This is a genomic window from Clostridium sp. SHJSY1 (genome assembly GCF_031626875.1).
Taxonomy (GTDB): domain Bacteria; phylum Bacillota; class Clostridia; order Clostridiales; family Clostridiaceae; genus Clostridium.
This window is the reverse complement of record NZ_JANDMF010000007.1, coordinates 23,115-37,321: the sequence shown is the minus strand read 5'-3', so window position 1 is coordinate 37,321 and position 14,207 is coordinate 23,115. Positions and strand designations below refer to the sequence as shown.

At 26.8% G+C, this 14,207-nt stretch carries 17 protein-coding genes; 2 read left to right on the top strand and 15 right to left on the bottom strand.

Annotated features, from left to right (window positions below; translation table 11 throughout):
• Positions 1-86 precede the first annotated feature (86 nt).
• Positions 87-608, top strand: coding sequence for a GNAT family N-acetyltransferase (locus tag NNC19_RS05855; RefSeq protein WP_310937691.1), 522 nt, complete (start codon positions 87-89; stop codon positions 606-608).
• 35 nt (positions 609-643) lie between these two features.
• On the opposite strand, the gene NNC19_RS05850 is transcribed toward NNC19_RS05855, so the two are convergent.
• The 9 genes from NNC19_RS05850 to NNC19_RS05810 all read right to left on the bottom strand — a co-directional run bounded on the left by NNC19_RS05850 (position 644) and on the right by NNC19_RS05810 (position 8,638).
• A complete protein-coding gene (locus tag NNC19_RS05850) occupies positions 644-1,168 on the bottom strand; it encodes a hypothetical protein (RefSeq protein WP_310937690.1) in 525 nt (174 codons plus the stop codon).
• 251 nt (positions 1,169-1,419) lie between these two features.
• Positions 1,420-3,330 (bottom strand): dGTP triphosphohydrolase, encoded by a 1,911-nt coding sequence (locus NNC19_RS05845; protein ID WP_310937689.1) that lies wholly within the window; start codon positions 3,328-3,330, stop codon positions 1,420-1,422.
• A gap of 184 nt (positions 3,331-3,514) precedes the next feature.
• Positions 3,515-3,955 carry a hypothetical protein gene (locus NNC19_RS05840; protein ID WP_310937688.1) on the bottom strand — a complete coding sequence of 147 codons (441 nt, stop codon included), beginning with the start codon at positions 3,953-3,955 and terminating at the stop codon, positions 3,515-3,517.
• A 31-nt stretch (positions 3,956-3,986) separates the two neighbouring features.
• Positions 3,987-4,751, bottom strand: a complete 765-nt coding sequence (locus NNC19_RS05835; protein ID WP_310937687.1) for an MBL fold metallo-hydrolase — start codon at positions 4,749-4,751, stop codon at positions 3,987-3,989.
• Between the two features lie 45 nt (positions 4,752-4,796).
• On the bottom strand, positions 4,797-5,420 hold the full coding sequence (locus NNC19_RS05830) for a DUF1048 domain-containing protein (protein WP_310937686.1): 624 nt from the start codon (positions 5,418-5,420) through the stop codon (positions 4,797-4,799).
• Positions 5,417-5,743, bottom strand: a complete 327-nt coding sequence (locus tag NNC19_RS05825; RefSeq protein WP_310937685.1) for a PadR family transcriptional regulator — start codon at positions 5,741-5,743, stop codon at positions 5,417-5,419. Before NNC19_RS05825 ends, NNC19_RS05830 begins: the two co-directional genes overlap by 4 nt.
• Positions 5,744-5,991: 248 nt before the next feature.
• Positions 5,992-6,447, bottom strand: a complete 456-nt coding sequence (locus NNC19_RS05820) for a hypothetical protein (protein ID WP_310937684.1) — start codon at positions 6,445-6,447, stop codon at positions 5,992-5,994.
• 145 nt (positions 6,448-6,592) lie between these two features.
• A complete protein-coding gene (locus NNC19_RS05815) occupies positions 6,593-8,293 on the bottom strand; it encodes an FAD-dependent oxidoreductase (protein ID WP_310937683.1) in 1,701 nt (566 codons plus the stop codon).
• Positions 8,294-8,317: 24 nt separating this feature from the next.
• On the bottom strand, positions 8,318-8,638 hold the full coding sequence (locus NNC19_RS05810; RefSeq protein ID WP_310937682.1) for a rhodanese-like domain-containing protein: 321 nt from the start codon (positions 8,636-8,638) through the stop codon (positions 8,318-8,320).
• Between the two features lie 368 nt (positions 8,639-9,006).
• On the opposite strand from NNC19_RS05810, the gene NNC19_RS05805 reads away from it, so the two are divergent.
• Positions 9,007-9,372, top strand: coding sequence for a NifB/NifX family molybdenum-iron cluster-binding protein (locus NNC19_RS05805; RefSeq protein WP_310937681.1), 366 nt, complete (start codon positions 9,007-9,009; stop codon positions 9,370-9,372).
• A 62-nt stretch (positions 9,373-9,434) separates the two neighbouring features.
• Here NNC19_RS05805 and NNC19_RS05800 read toward each other — a convergent pair whose 3' ends face one another.
• From NNC19_RS05800 to NNC19_RS05775, 6 genes are all read right to left on the bottom strand, one after another.
• Positions 9,435-9,872 (bottom strand): DUF134 domain-containing protein, encoded by a 438-nt coding sequence (locus tag NNC19_RS05800; RefSeq protein WP_310937680.1) that lies wholly within the window; start codon positions 9,870-9,872, stop codon positions 9,435-9,437.
• A gap of 123 nt (positions 9,873-9,995) precedes the next feature.
• A complete protein-coding gene (locus NNC19_RS05795) occupies positions 9,996-10,757 on the bottom strand; it encodes a YibE/F family protein (protein WP_310937679.1) in 762 nt (253 codons plus the stop codon).
• 5 nt (positions 10,758-10,762) lie between these two features.
• Entirely contained in the window at positions 10,763-11,893 is a 1,131-nt protein-coding gene (locus NNC19_RS05790; protein WP_310937678.1) for a YibE/F family protein, read from the bottom strand.
• 184 nt (positions 11,894-12,077) lie between these two features.
• Complete coding sequence (locus NNC19_RS05785; protein ID WP_310937677.1) at positions 12,078-12,569, bottom strand: hypothetical protein; 492 nt, start codon at positions 12,567-12,569, stop codon at positions 12,078-12,080.
• Positions 12,570-13,406: a 4Fe-4S binding protein gene (locus NNC19_RS05780; RefSeq protein ID WP_310937676.1), complete on the bottom strand. Its 837-nt coding sequence runs from the start codon at positions 13,404-13,406 to the stop codon at positions 12,570-12,572. It abuts the gene before it with no gap.
• 209 nt (positions 13,407-13,615) lie between these two features.
• Positions 13,616-14,206, bottom strand: coding sequence for a 4Fe-4S binding protein (locus NNC19_RS05775; RefSeq protein ID WP_310937675.1), 591 nt, complete (start codon positions 14,204-14,206; stop codon positions 13,616-13,618).
• Position 14,207: the final 1 nt, after the last annotated feature.

The window sequence follows — 14,207 nt, the reverse complement described above, 5'->3', positions numbered from 1 at the left end:
CTTATTATCTATTATATAATGAAATAAATATAATTTGAAGTTTAAATAAAGAGGCAAATTTTAATGAATGGAGATGAGAAAATCTTATGAAAAGAATCAAGCTTATTTTACCTGCTGAAGATTACAAAAAACAAGTTATAGATTATAAAGAAGAATTCACTACTAATGGAGACAGTATGGATGGTACTGCTGGACTGAAAAATGCTACTTCTTTTGAAGAATGGCTTTCAGCTATAAAAGATAATTTAAGTGAAGAAACAGTAAGAGAAGGTTTAGTTCCAGCTTCAACATATTTAGCAATAAGAATAGATGACAATAAAGTTATAGGCATGATAGACATTCGTCATAGATTAAATGAATATTTATCGCAATTTGGTGGACATATTGGATATAGTGTTAGAAAATCTGAGCGTAGAAAAGGATATGCAAAAGAAATGTTATCTTTAGCTTTAGAAAAATGTAAAGAGCTAAATTTATTAAAAGTTCTAATAACTTGTGATTCTAATAATATTGCATCTGCAAAAACTATTATTTCAAATAATGGAATACTTGAAAATGAAGTTGCAGAAGAAAATAGATTTACACAAAGATATTGGATAAAATTATAAAGACAATGACTATAATCACTGTCTTTATTTCTAAATTATCTTAAAAATTCAACATTGCCAGTATTGGATATGGTTCCCCTATCAATATCTCCTTCTCCTCCAACCTTTATTGAATTATAATCTTTAACTATAAAATTATCAGTTTTATTATTTTCATTAAATTCTGGCAATTCAATCAATATGCCATTATCAAGTTTATTATTATCATTACATAAAAAGGCATTACTTTCTTCAACCTTTTTTAGATTGTCCACATTACCATCTATAGCTTTCACTGGAATGAAATATTTAGGAATTGATTCTGTATTTATCTCATTTCTAAATATTTCAGTTAAAGCTTCATTTTTAGTTAAAAATCCATCACTCTTTACTTTTGAATTTAAAACATATGGAGTGATACTAGTATCTATACTTTTTTCTCCTGAATCTAAATTTAATAACTCTGAGTTACTTATCTTTTCTGAACATATTGAATTAGTTGTGTCCCTAAAGCAATATCCAAAAACTGCAAATAAAACAATTCCTGATATCATAAAGACTGTCTTTGATCTTTCTCTCATTTTCAACGCTCCTCGTGCATGAATACAATTAATTTATAGATTAATAATGGATTAAAATTCCATTATTATTAACACCATAAAATATAGCACAAGTAAACTTAAAAATACATACTATATTGAAATTTTAATTATTTTTTTACATTTTCCTCAAATATCTTTTTATCACTATGAATGATACACTAATTTTAGTCAACCAAATCAATTAAAATTACAAATTTTCTTTTAGATTCAACTGAAATAAAAAGCTTGTACTATGTAATATCATATATTTTCTTGTATTCACTAATTGCAAAATTATCAGTCATTCCAGAAATCTGATCTGCTATATTCCGTACAATTACTCTTCTCTTCTTGTAATATTCAAGATACTCATCTTTATCTTTAAATTCTTTTAAATCCACATTGCAAATCTTGTTAATTTCCTCTCTAACTATATTTATATCTCCATCTCTAAAATCAATTACATTATTACTAAACTTCCTAATATCTAAATAGATTCTCTTTAATGTTCCATCTGGAAGAATCATAATATTCTCATAATATGCTTTAAAAAGTTTTTCTACAATTTTGCCCGCCTTACCATCAAATCTTGAAACATCAAAACTATTTATTACTTTCTTATTTATAACTTTTTCTAAATACTTTAATATAAACTTGCCATCTACACTAAAATCTATAATTTGTTCATCTACCCTATTATATTTTTCAAAAAAGTCGTTACCACTATTTATATACTTTTCTATATTTAATCTAGAAGCTTTAGTTACGTCATTTATAAAAAATGTTACAATACCTGATACAATTCTAGATCTTTTTATGTCATTTTCATCTATAAAAACTCTATTTTTTCCTTTTAGTTTGCTTTCTGTTTTTATAATAACTTCAATAACATCTCTAATCTTCTCCATCTTTTTTATATTACATATTTCTAATAGTTCAGAAATTGATAAATGCTTAGATGCTAAAGCATCATCTAAATCATGACCTCTTTGTGCAATTTCATCTGCTATATTTACAATTTGTCCTTCTAGAGTTGTTGGGAATGTATAATCTAAAAATAAATTTTCTTTATCTCCATTAACTAAGAATTCATCAATATTAAAGCACTTCTTTTCATCACACTTATGACAGTTTTCACAATCTTTTGTTTTTTGTATATTAGTATGTTTCAAAACTCCTTCTAAAACTTGATAAGACACATCTAAGCCATCAAAATCCAAATATTTTTCTTCTAAATGGCTTAATACTCTAATACCTTGAAAAGAATGTTTAAATCCTCCCATTTTGAGTTCATCACAATTTTTAATTATTTTAAGTTCGTTTTTTAATATAGAATTTAATGTACGTTCTCCTTGATGACCAAAGGGAGTATGTCCAATATCATGTGCTAAAGCTATAGCCTCTACTAACTCATTATGTAAATTCAAATTACTACATATCCCTCTTGCTATTTGTGAAACTTCTAGGGTATGTGTCATTCTTGTTCTGAAATGATCACCTTTTGTAGAGGTAAATATTTGTGCTTTATCTACTAATCTTCTCATTGATTTAGCATGTACAATTCTTTCTCTATCTCTTTGAAATTCTCCTCTTATTACTAAATTATCACTTGGAGTAAATTGTTTACCTATATATCTTCTACAATATTGATTTTTTTGGCTCAACTTATGATATTGTTCTTCTGCTTGAATTTCCTTATACTTCTTTTTTTGTCTGTTAATATCTTCTATATCAATTTCAAATAGATCTTTTACAGAAAACTCTAATTGTTTATATAAATTCATTGAAGTTTCAATACTTAAATATGAATTTTCATAAAAATCTCTTTCTAAATCCAATCCTAAATGCTCTAAAAAATTAGAAATTACTAGCTGTGACTTTACCTTCTCTACTATGTTAAATTCTAAATTCTCCTTAGAATTTTTTTGTGCTTCCCCAAAATAAATCTCTCTCCCAATATATGTTTCTTCATTTTCTTCAGTTATTATAAAAACTATTTTATAGATATTATCCTTATTTAAAACTTTAGATACATCTTTATCATTTCCATTAAGATTGTAGTATCCTTTCTCTTCTTGTTTGTAACTTTCACTAACCCTATCAATAATAACGTCACATTTTCCTGATAGTAGTTTAACTAACAAAAATTTTTCATTATTCAAAAACTCGCCCCCTAGACTTAATTTTACTTTTATAACCTTTTTCTATTATTACAAATATTTTAATCATCTTACTATTTTACCATTTTTATCGATTTTTTGTTAATTCATTGTTAGTATAAATATACAAATTCATCTGCAAACAAAAAAGCACTAAATTAATAATGCTTTTTATTACCAGTAAAAATCAATTTTTCAATTGGATAGTTTGTATATTTCCATCAAGATTTATTGTCACTTCTATTACATCATCTTTAGTTTCTATAGCTCCATTTGTGCTACTTGATTTTAAAGTATATACTCTCTCTACTGGATTATTATCATCAAAGTCTTGTGTCAAATTTCCTGCTTTAGTACCTGTCCTATATGATATTTCTAAATGTTTTGCAGAAGACAATTCAGATAAATCCTTTTTATAATTCACTGTAAGTTGATAATTAGCATCTCCATAGTAATTTATCTTACCATCTTTTTCAGTGATTTTACTTTTTCCATCTACATTGTATTCAGCACTCCAAAGTTCATTTTCACCTCTGTAATTATAATTATAATTTTCAACTTTTTGTTTTGTACACCCTACTATCACAAAAAGCATTAAAGTAGTTAAAATTATCCCTAACTTTTTCAAATTTTATCCCCCGATCAAATTATTTGCAATATTATATATGAATGTTGAAATTATTAAAAGTAAATATACCACTTCCTTGTTTTAGTTGTCCTTTATCATAAATCTGAATAAACCCTTTATAAATATCATTTATAAGAGTTGAACTTATATTTAAATTATGATGGGCAGGTAATATTTTATTTACTTTTAAGTCTTTGGTTTTCTTTACCGATAACATAAAATCATAGGGATTTGTAGTTGGATAAAAAGCATCTAAAGTTCCTTCATAAATCAAATCACCTGAATACAGATATCCTTTCTCCTCTTCATAAAGACATATATGTCCTGGTGAATGACCTGGTGTATGTATAACTTGGATATTTCTATTGCCTAATTCAATATAGTCATCATTATATAATATTAAAGAAGGTTCTCCTTGGAATAACTCATAATCATTTATATTAAAATCTTTTGGAAACTTACATGGGGCTTTAGCAAGATTTGTTTTTACAACATTCAATGGGATTGGAAACTTTGTAGATAACCACTCTTTTTCAGTTGCAAAAACTCCAATATTTTCAAAATGCTTATGACCTCCAATATGATCCCAGTGGACATGTGTAGTAACAACTTGAATTGGTAAGCTTGTAATTCTTTCAACAGCTTTTCTTATATTCGCCACTCCAAGGCCTGTATCAATTAGAAGGCATTTATTACTTCCTAACAGTAGATAACAATGTGTTTCTTCCCAATGTTTATATTCGCTAATTGCATAAGTTTTATTATCTATTTTTTCAATAGTAAACCAATCCTTCACTAAAATCACCTACCTTAAAAATTAAATAAATATAAAACTATATATTTATGAAAGGTTACATTGTTCTCTTAAGCTAGCCTTTAATTTTCTTCTCACTACATTTGTAAATATGAATGTAATTATTAAAACCATTTCCGTATATAAAGAATTTATATGAATAACATAATTAGAAAGTGCAACAAAGTTCACAATAGCACCTAAAATCATAAATATTATAAAAAATAATATCATTAAGATAATTCTCTTTGTATTTCTTTTAGTTAGTATAGCTCCTTTTCTCAGCCATTTAGTAAAAATAAATGTAGCAAATATATAATCAATTATATAAATAAATATCATGTTTAAAGACATTGGACTCTTTAACACCCATAAAGCTAGGCTTGATAATATCAACATGAATAAAGCAAAGTAAATACTATCAACAATATAAAATAAATTTTTATTCTTAAATTTCTTTGACTTAATTATCTCTTTACAAAATTTTTCTATATTATCACCAACAATATTTTTAACATCCATTTCATCTTCCTGTGCACTTATTAATAGATCTTTTACATCTTCACTAACCTCATGCTGAAATTCTCTTGGTATATTACTACTTGATAAATACAATACTATTTTTAAATAAGATTCTTTGTATTCTCCTTTTAATTGACCTACTATGCTCATAGATTTCCTCCTATAATATTATTCACATCAACATATAGCTTCTTCCAATAGCTAATGAAATTTTCAAGCTCTAACTTCCCTTCTTGTGATAATCTATAATATTTTCTATTCACTCCCGTTGTTGATTTCTTTTTTTCTGATATTATAATATTATTTTTCTCAAGTCTAAGAAGTAATGGGTAAAGAGTTCCTTCTACTATATCTTCAAAGCCACTCTTCTTTAATTTTGTTAAAAGCTCATATCCATATGTTTCTTCTTTAGAAATAATACTAAGTATACAACCTTCTAGAATTCCTTTAAGAATTTGAGAATTATTATTCAAAATGTTTCGCTCCTTTACCTTGTATTACAAAGTATATTACAATTATATACATCAATACTTTGTATTGCAAGGTATTTTATATTATGGTATTTCATTAGTAAAAATTCTTAAAATTTTATATAATATAATAAATTTCTTGTTTATGGAGGTTAAATAGGTTGCCAATCTATGATTTTTTACAATGGGAAATTAAATTTCATGAACTGATTAAAGATTTTCCATTTAAATATCATTAAGATTTTATTTTGTTAGTGATTTATTTTAAAATCCATTATAATTTTTGTGTTATGTAAATAAAATATTTGTACACTATCACCTTCTTTTATTTCATTAACTTCTTCTACTTTATAATCTACTCCATTTATAGTTATTAAATCATAAGATGGTGACCTGGAACCTTTTATACATTGTACCTTTTCTACATTACTATTTTCAATTATTTCATATTTGCTATTGTTGTAGGCTGAGAAATCCTTAATATAAGGAATATCTATAATAAGCATAATAATACCAATAACTAAACTGAATATTCCTAAAAAGAAAACTCCACATTTCTGAAACAAAGTTAATTCACTTAAAGGTTTCTTTTCCCCATTCCTTAAAGAAATTTTCTTGTTAATAAATACTTGCTTAATAAAATAGATAAAAGAAACTGTCATAAGAAGTAATCCTAGTGTGTGAGTGATTAAATTATGTAAAAACATATTAAAGCCTCCAATATGTATAATTTTCTAATCAGATTATACCACTTATTCTCCTTATTTTCATTTTATCTCTTATAATATAAACAAAAAGTAGGAAGTCTAGTTTTAACCTATACTTCCTACTCTAAAAATATTCCATTACATATTATTTAAAATTATATTCAGTTACAATACTCTCTCTATCATTAGTTTTATCATTAAAATATTCATATAATGATATGGCTAAAAAGCTTCCTGTTATATTATAAATATTCTTGAATCCAAGATTTTGAAGGGCTAAAGCAGCATTATAGCTTCTTTGACCTGTTCTACAATGTAGATAAACTGGCTTATCTTTTGGGATTTCATTTACTCTTTGTCTAAGTTCACTTAATGGAATGTTAACAGAATTCTTTATATGTCCATTAGCATATTCCCCTCTTTCTCTAACATCCACTATATAAGCATCTTCTTCTACGAGTTTTCTTACCACATCAACATTAACCTGCTTAAAGTCTCCATTCAAAAGATTAGATCCAACATATCCAGCATAGTTAACAAGATCTTTTGCTGTAGAGAATGGTGGTGCATAGCACAATTCTAAATCTTTTAAATCTTCAACAGTTCCATTTAATTTTATAATTGCTGCTATTAAATCTATTCTCTTAGTAACATCACCTTTCCCTATAGCTTGGGCTCCTAAAACTTTTCCTGTTGGAACTTCATATAATAATTTAAGGTGTAATGGAGATGAATCAGGCATAATCCCAACTTTATCATTAAGAATTATCCTTACTACTTCATATTTTATTTTTAGATTCAGGAATTTTATAAGTGCTTCATTTAATCCAGTAGATGCACCATTATAATCAAAAACTTTTATTGCAGAAGAGCCTATGTATCCATTATTTAATCCTTCTCTTCCATTTATATTATCTGCAACAGATCTAGCTTGTTTTTGAGCTGGGCCTGCAAGAGATAATTTTGTTTCTGAATGGGTTAATGAATTATACACCTCTATAGCATCTCCAACTGCATAAATATCCTCATCATTAGTTTTGTAATTTTTATCTACTTTTATTGCACCTGTTTCTCCAATTTCTATACCTGCATCTTTTGCTAATGAAGTTTCTGGAGACACCCCTATTGCCATAACAACAGCCTTTGCACTAATCTTTTTGCCTGAAGATAAAACTACTGTGTCTTTTTCAAATTGTTCAACCTTATCTCCCACAATTAAATTTATTCCCTTATCATAAATTTCCTTATGAAATATTTGAACCATATCATAATCAAAAGGTTTTAATATTTGCTCAGTTGATTCTATTAGAGAAACATCATACCCTGCTTCTCTTAAATTTTCTGCAGCTTCAACACCTATATATCCACCACCAATTACTGCTATATCTTTTATTTCATTTTCTTTAATATATCTATTTAACTTATCTATATCTACAACATTTCTTATAGTAAATACATTAACATCTTCTATCCCAGAAATATTAGGCATAATTGGTTTAGCACCTGGAGAAAGGATTAACTTATCATAATTTTCTTTGTACTTTTCACCTGTTACTAAATTTTTAACTTCTACATATTTTTCTTCTCTATTTATGGATAATACTTCATTGTTTACCCTTGCTTGAATATTATATTGAGCTAAAAATTTTTCTGGACTCATTAGAACTAATTTATTAGCTTCATCTATAATTCCACTTAAATGATATGGAAGTGAACAATTTGAAAAGGATACATGAGGTCCTTTTTCAAACATTATTATTTCATCTTCTTCACTAAGTCTTCTAAGTCTTGCTGCAGCTGATGCACCTCCTGCAACTCCGCCTACTATTAACATCTTTCTTTTCATAAATACCTCTCCTCCAACTGTTGATTAATTTCTTTTACTTCCTCTATATGCCCCCATTCCACCAGAAACATTTATCACATTAAATCCTTGACTTGAAAGTGTCCCACAAGCTCTTGCACTTCTTCCCCCCGATTGACACATTATGTAATATTCTTTGTCCTTTTTTAAATACTTTTCTGGGTTATCTAAAAGTTCTCCCATCGGTATATTCTTTGCTGTTTTTATACTTCCACTTGAATATTCATACTTTTCTCTTATATCTATTAAGTCAACATTTCCAATTAAATCATCCATTTCATTTACATTAACATTTTTTACTTGCTCCCTTTTTAAAAATCCTAACATTTTAATTCCTCCCTAAATTTTATATAAATTATTATTTTTAATAGCTTAACTTATTTTAACCTTATGCCAAATCTTTTATTATTCTTAATTCAAATTTGCTATGTGTTTAGTATATATTAGATTTTTATTAATTTATGTGATTTAGTCACACTCTACAAATAGAACTGATAGACCTTTTAAAAATCCTTAATTTTTCAAACATATCTAATATAAATATTGGTGAACATTTTTATGGAGTAATAGCTGAAAAGTAGATTCATAATGTGATTATTGACATATAATCGTCATAAGTATATCATATACATAAAGGGCATATGCCAATAACTTGTGTTTCATATGCTAATTTATCGTATTATATGGAGGTTATTATGAAAATTGCATTACCATCACGTAACAATAATATTGATGATCATTTTGGTCATTGTGAATACTTCACTGTTTTCACAGTTAATACAGAAACTAAGGAAATAACAGCTTCTGAAACTGTTCAGTCACCAACAGGTTGTGGTTGTAAATCAAATATCGCATCAACTCTTTCTGACATAGGTGTTAAAGTTATGTTAGCAGGCAATATGGGAGAAGGCGCTGTAAGAGTTCTTAATAATGCAGGAATAGAAGTTTTGCGAGGCTGCTCAGGAGATGTAAAAACTGTAACTTTAAATTGGCTTGAAGGATCTCTTAAAGATTCTGGGGACTTCTGTCATGCCCATGAACATGAATGCCACAATGAATAAATTATAGCAAAAAGATTAGCTGGAATTTATTTTCTAGCTAATCTTCTTATTATCAATAACCACTATTTTCTATTACACCATTTCCTGCAAAATTGTTTTTTCTTGTTACACATTACTTTTTCCGAACCACATTTTGGGCAAACTGATCTATCCTGATCATAGTTTATTTCATATATTTCCTCACAATCTAAACATTTAAATTTACAGTGATTTGTAGTGTAATTTCCTCCATTTATATTAATTGCTTTTCCTTCTGTTAAAGCAATAGCAACTTTTTTTCTTGCACTGTCAATTATGTTTTGAAATGTTTGTCTTGATACTTGCATTTTTTCTGCACATTCTTCTTGATTTAATTCTTCTATATCTTTAAGCCTCATTGCTTCAAGTTCTTCAACCTTCAGAACAATTTCTTCCAGTTCACATTTTGGTTTTCCCCAAGGTACAAAATAATTATCTTCTGGGAAAAACTCAACTCTTCTAAATTTTATTGGTCTAGCCATCTTTGTCCTCCAAAAGTGTAATATATTTATTATAAACTTCAATGATCTTATTAAATTTATTCTCAATATATATTATACTATCACATTTAAAACATTAAAATTATTTTTAATATAGTTAACTTCTTAACTTTCTTTTCTATGAAAAAGCATGATATTTGATGATATAAATGCAGTAATAGGGATAATAAGAATAATTCCTATTCCACAACAAACAACTTGAAATACTTCTGACCCAAAAACTTTTGTATTTAAAATAGTTCCTAAGGAATACTTAAGTTCACTAAAGTATATTATTAAAGTCATAAATCCACTTATATATGCAAAAAGTAATGTGTTAGTCATAGTTCCTAAAATATCTTTACCTATATTCATTCCTGATTTAAAAAGTTCTCCTTTTGTCATATTAGGATTATTTGTATATACTTCATTTACTGATGAAGTTATAGATATAGCAACATCAATAACTGCACCTAACAATCCAATTAGAATCTCACATATTACTATTTTAGAAAAATTAAGTTGAACATAAAAAGAATAATATGCAATCGTTTCAGCCTGCTCATTTCCAAATCCCTGTATATTAGCATTTATACTCATCTTGTATGTAATTACTATTACTATCAATATAACAAGAGTTACAGATAATAAAGCTGATAGTGTCTTTTTGTTAAATCCATTAATAAAAAATAGTGTAATATAACTTATTAAAATTGCACCTATAAAAGTTACTTTAATAGGATCAACCTTGGCACCTATTAATATAAACATCAAAAATAGTAGTACAAAATTTAAAATTAGTGTAAAAAATGATTTCACCCCTCTGCCCCCACCAATAAAAGCCATTAAAATAAATAAAATTATAAGTAATATTAATATTGTATTCATCCCTTTTATACCTCTTCCATTTTGTTATTTTTAAAAATTAATATAGAAACATAAATGGTTATAGGAATACTTAATACAATTCCTATGCTTCCAGTAATTGCTCTCATAAATTCTAAGGAAAGATTAATATTTATTATATATGAAATAGGATTTCCATTTCTTAAAAGCAATAAAATCATAGGTATGCTTCCACTTATATAAGCAAAAACTAAAGTATTTGCCATAGTTCCCATGATATCTTGTCCTATTTCTTTTACTGATGCAATTAACTTCTTTCTCTCTATATTGGGATTAGTATCATAAAGTTCTTTAACTGCAGAGCTTATAGATATAGCTATATCCATTATTCCTCCCAAGGTTCCTATGATAAGTTCAATAAAAAATATCTTTTCTGGTGGGTGAGTAAGAAATTCCATATCTTCAAAATGTATACCACTCCAATTATTTGATTTTATAACTATTCCAGCAATTATCATAGATATTATAGTTCCTGATATAGTCCCAATTATAGCTGACAAAGATTTTTTATTTTTCCCAGAAACTATTAATATTGAAATAACTATAAATAAGATACTTGCTATTACAGAGAGGATAGTAAAATCATATCCATTTGAAAATAGGTTAATCAAAATAAATAAAATTGCAATATTTATAACAACACTTCCTAAAGATCTAAAACCTTTAATTCCACCTATAAATAATATTAAAAAAATAAAAATATTAACTATATATACAATGTACTTATCCCTCTTAAATTCTGAAATTCTCGTAGATTCAATATGTCCATTTTTTTCATAGATATTAATAAACACCTCATCATCAACTTTCAAATCTAAATCATTAATTTGAGAGAATGAAGTTTCATTATTAATTTCAACTTGCTCTCCTTTATGCTCCCCATTCATTATAATGGCTTTCATCTTTTGTTTTTTTATTGGTTCAATTTTCTCATTTTCAGTATTTTTTTGATTTGACTCCTCTTCTATTGACAATACTTTTGCTATTGGTTTTCCATACATATTTTCATTTGTTGAAATAAAATATATACTTATGGATGATATTATTGCTAATCCTATAAAAAGAGCTATTTTCCTAATATTATTTTTAGCTTTTAAAATTTCTTTAAATTTCATCATTAATTTTAACTCTCCTTTCTAATTTACAATAATAATCATACTCCTTAAGACAAATTTAGCCAATACATATAAAATAATAATGGAATTACTTAATGAATTCTAAAAGAAATGAAGAGGTATATTTCATTTCTAAAATATACCTCTTCATTTACTTTATTTATTATCTTTTTTACATAAAAATTTCTTATTTTTTATATGCATCCACAACATGGTTTTCTATATATTCTAACTCTTCCCTTGATAAATTTACTTTTTCTTTAAGAAAACTAACTGCTGTATTAGGCAAATATGTATCTTCCTCTATTCCATATTCTACTCCTTTATATAAAGCTACAAACATTTTTACTGAACCAGTACCTATCTCATTTGATAGATTTTCACCATAATAAGCCTCTAAGTCTTTACACTTAAATTCTTTAATATTATCAACATTTTTAATATCAAAAGCTTTTTGAAGATCCTCAACTGAAATTTCAAAGTTGTTGCTTATATCTAAAAAACTAAACGAACCTTTTATATCCGCTGGATTTTTCTGTCCTGATGAGTTACCATTTTGTATTGTCCTCACTGTTTTTGAGGATTCTGTTTTCCAAAGTCCTGCTAAATTGCTGCTGTATATTCCTCCAAAAAATATTAAAAATAGTACCATGGCTAAAGTTAATGTCTTAATTTTCATCTATTTCTCTCCCTTCGCGCTTAACATAAGGTTATCCCCTATTGGACATGATACTTCTGATGTACATTTTAAACATCTTATACATTGATGATTTGTCACTGCATCTTTATCAGATATTTCAATGTTCATAGGACAAGAATTGTTACATTTTTTGCAGCTTACACAAGTAATTTCATTTCTTCTAATTTTAAATATACTCATTAAATTTGTAACACCTAAAACAGCTCCAAATGGACATACATATTTACACCAAGGTCTTTCAACAAATAGTGATGCAATAATAATTATACTTAAAGATATTAATCCACCTATTGCAACTTCTGAAGTCCAAAAATTGAATAATGCATGATATGGATCTATATTGGCAAATAGTAATTTTCCTGAATTAGCTGTCATATATACAACCCAAACTAAAACTAAATATCTTAGGTATCTTAAATATTTATCAACCTTATATGATATAAATCTATTATATTTATTTTTAAATATCTTTCTTCCTATATTCCCAATAAACTCTTGAACTGTACCTAATGGACATATCCACCCACAAAATACTGGTCCAAATACTATCCCTAGAAATATTACTATCCCTAACATAACAAAAGATGATTCATGAATTTTTTGAACAAAAGTACCTTCTGTTATAAGTGAATACATTGAAACAACGCCACCAAAAGGACATACTGCATGTAATGATGCTGAACCTATAAATGGTATTGACAATCCTTTTTCTACTAATTGGTGATTGATTGAAATTAATAATACTAATACTAAAAAGAATAACTGTATACCTAATCTTATTGCCTTATTTTTCTTTATTGCCTTTTTGTTTAACATTCTCAATCCATCCCTTCATTTCTTTGATATGCTCAAATTATAACTTAAATAATAATTCAATTTGTGTCTTAATTATGTCTTACTATTTACTGAAATAATGTATTATCCATCAAGCAATTACAATATGATTAAATTAAAGAAAATTCACCCCACACTTTATGGAAAATGTGAGGTGAATAGAGTAATGATAACTCAACATATCAATTTAGTTATTTATTTTTCACACTATATTTTATTAATGATATTCCTTGAGTAGCTGTTCCCATAGGACAATATACACACCATGAGCGTGGTTTATATAAAAGCATAGTAATTATTCCTAATATAGTTGAAGTTAACATTACACTATAAAAACCAAAGGCAAATTGAGCAATCCAAGGCGAAACAAAACTAGTATCACCCCACTGCCAAGGCATTTTCCAGGTCCAAAGTAAAGTCACTACTTCCTTCATATTATTAGTCCCTGAAAAAACTAAATAAGTGCTGAAAATCATATTTATAAACATAATAAGAAAAAATACTAAAAATCCATATCTAAACCATTTACTTCTAAAAAACTTTGGCATTGGTTTATTTCTTGATAATTTAAATTCTTTTCCTAAAAGTTTAAAAAGTTGACCTCTTCCACAATAACTATTGCAATAAGTCTTCCCCCCACCAGAGATAGATATAATTAGTGGAATTGCAAAACAGATTAAACCAATCCATGCAAAAAGTATATTAAATACACCTAAAAACAAATATACTGTTGAAGCAATCCATAAATATTCATTCCATGATTTCTTTTTAGTTTTAGCCATA